The sequence below is a fragment of the Streptomyces sp. TRM68367 genome (assembly GCF_014495685.1).
GTDB lineage: Bacteria > Actinomycetota > Actinomycetes > Streptomycetales > Streptomycetaceae > Streptomyces.
In genome coordinates, this window is sequence record NZ_JACTVI010000240.1 from 1 (window position 1) to 2525 (window position 2525).

2 protein-coding genes are annotated in these 2525 nt (G+C 67.9%); both read left to right on the plus strand.

Annotation, left to right across the window (positions count from 1 at the left end; genetic code table 11):
* Nucleotides 1-91: 91 nt before the first annotated feature.
* Nucleotides 92-1681: an IS21 family transposase gene (gene istA, locus H8R17_RS45135; protein WP_187828944.1), complete on the plus strand. Its 1590-nt coding sequence runs from the start codon at nt 92-94 to the stop codon at nt 1679-1681.
* Nucleotides 1681-2457 (plus strand): IS21-like element helper ATPase IstB, encoded by a 777-nt coding sequence (gene istB / locus H8R17_RS45140; RefSeq protein WP_187828943.1) that lies wholly within the window; start codon nt 1681-1683, stop codon nt 2455-2457. The genes istA and istB overlap by 1 nt, the downstream gene beginning before the upstream one ends.
* The last annotated feature ends 68 nt before the right edge of the window (nt 2458-2525 follow it).

Here is a 2525-nt window from a genome sequence, read left to right on the forward strand (position 1 = left end):
GTCATAGTCCTGGCCGTCGAGAACACGGACGCTTCCTCGATCAGTGGTTCGAGGTCGAGGGAAGCGCACGATGGCAAGGAGAACGTTCAACGTGGTCGATGTGACCGAGATCTACGTCCACTGGTATGCGGGCCGTTCCAAGAGCGAGCTGGCCGCGTCGCTGGGAGTGGACCGCAAGACGATCAGGAAGTACCTGGCCCCGGCGGAGGCCGCCGGGATGAGTCCGGGCGGCCCGGCGATGACCGCGGCAGACTGGGCCGGGCTGATCAAGGGCTGGTTCCCCGAGCTCGCCGACGCCCGGCTGAGGCAGGTGACCTGGCCCGAGATCGACAAGCATGGCGATTACATCAAGAGCCTGCTGGGGACGGTGACCGTCTCCACGATCCACCAACGGCTGCGGGACGAACACGGGTTGACGGCGTCGGTGTCCTCGCTGCGGCGGTGGATAGCGGCGACGCTGCCCGAGGAGACGAGAAGGTCGCAGGTTACCGTCCTGCGCGACGAGGTCGAGCCGGGCCTGGAGGCCCAGATCGACTACGGCTTCCTGGGCCAGTGGATCAACCCGCGCAGCGGGAAACGGCACCGGATCTGGGCGTTCGTGATGATCCTGGCCTGCTCGCGGCACATGTTCGTCCGCCCCGTCATCCACCTCGACCAGCACGCCTGGACCGAGGCCCACGTCGAAGCCTTCCGGTTCTTCGGCGGCGTCACCCGGCGGCTCGTGCCCGACAACCTGCGCACCGGGGTCGATAAGCCCGACCTCTACGACCCCAAAATCAACAAGGCGTATGCCGAACTCGCCACCCATTACGGCGCGTTGGTGGACCCAGCCCGCGCAGGCCGGCCAAAAGACAAGCCCAGAGTCGAGCGCCCCATGCCTTATATACGTGATTCGTGGTGGCGGGGACGGGAGTTCGTCTCCCTCGAGCACATGCAGAGGGATGCGATCCGCTGGTCGAGCGAGGTCGCCGGGCAGCGGCAGTGCCGGCCGCTGGGCGGCGCATCCCCGCTGTCGGTGTTCGAGGCCGTCGAGGCCGCCACGCTGCTGCCGCTGCCGAAGACCCCGTTCGTACTGGCCCGCTGGAGTGCGGCGACGGTCGGTCCGGACATCCACATCAAGGTGGGTCGCACCCTCTACTCGGTGCCGTGGAAACTGATCGGCCAGCGCGTCGACGTCCGCTCCACCCAAGCCTTCGTCCAGGTCTTCCACGAGGGCGAACTGGTCAAGACCCATGCGGCACTTGAGCAGGGCAAACGCACCCACAGCAGCGACTACCCGCCCGAGAAAATCGCCTTCCATATGCGGACCCCCACCTGGTGCCGCACCAAGTCCGCACAGGTCGGCCCGGCCTGCCGCGCCGTGATCGACCATCTGCTGGAGGTCAACGCGCTCTACCGGCTCCGCGCCGCCCAGGGCGTCCTCGGGCTGCGCAAGAAGTACGGCGACGCCCGGCTGGAGGCCGCCTGCGCCAAGGCCACCCTCGTCGGCGACCCGTCCTACCGCACCATCAAGGGCATCCTCGTCGCCGGCACCGAGACCGAGCCTGCCCCCGAGACCGCGGGTGACGGCGGCGCCGCCGCCTTCCTGCACGGCCCTCAGCGGCTCTTCCAGGCCGCCGCGACCCCCGACATGACGAACGACGACCGTGATGACCACCGTCACGACGAAGGAGTGGCGTGATGACCATCATGGACACCGCCCTGCGCGACGCACTGCGCGCGCTGAAGCTGTCGGGCATGCTGGAGACCCTGGATGCCCGCCTCGCCCAGGCCCATGGCGGCGAACTCGGACACCTCGAGTTCCTCCAGACGCTCTGCCAGGACGAGATCACCCGCCGCGACACCGTCGCCTTCCAACGCCGCCTGCACCGGGCGAAGTTCGAGCAGCAGGTCACCCTGGAGGAGTTCGACTTCGCCGCCTCCCCGAAGCTGCCCGCCGCCCAGATCCGCGACCTCGCCGCCCTGCGCTGGCTGCACACCGGAGAGTCCGTCATTCTGTTCGGTCCGGTCGGCGTCGGGAAGACACACGTCGCCCAGGCGCTCGGGCATCTCGCGATTCGTCAGGGCGCCAACGTCCGCTTCGCCAAGACCAGTCGGGTCCTGGCGGACCTGGCCGGCGGCCACGCGGACCGCACCTGGGACCGCCGACTGCGCGAGTTGGTACGTCCCGACGTGCTCATCCTCGACGACTTCGCGATGCGCCAGCTGACCGCGTCCCAGGCCGACGACCTCTACGAACTGGTCAGCGAGCGGCAGGGCCGGTCCCTGATCCTCACGAGCAACCGGGCGCCGAGCGACTGGTATCCGCTCTTCCCCAACCCCGTGGTCGCCGAGTCACTCCTGGACCGGCTGATCAACACCAGCCACCAGGTGATCATGAACGGCCCCAGCTACCGGCCCAACAAACGGCCCCGAGGAGGAGGCGGCGAGAAGACAAACAAGCCCTCGATCAAGTAGACATGGACGAGGTCAGGACCTGGGGAATTACGTGACGCCGGGCCCGGGGAATTACGTGATCGTTCACA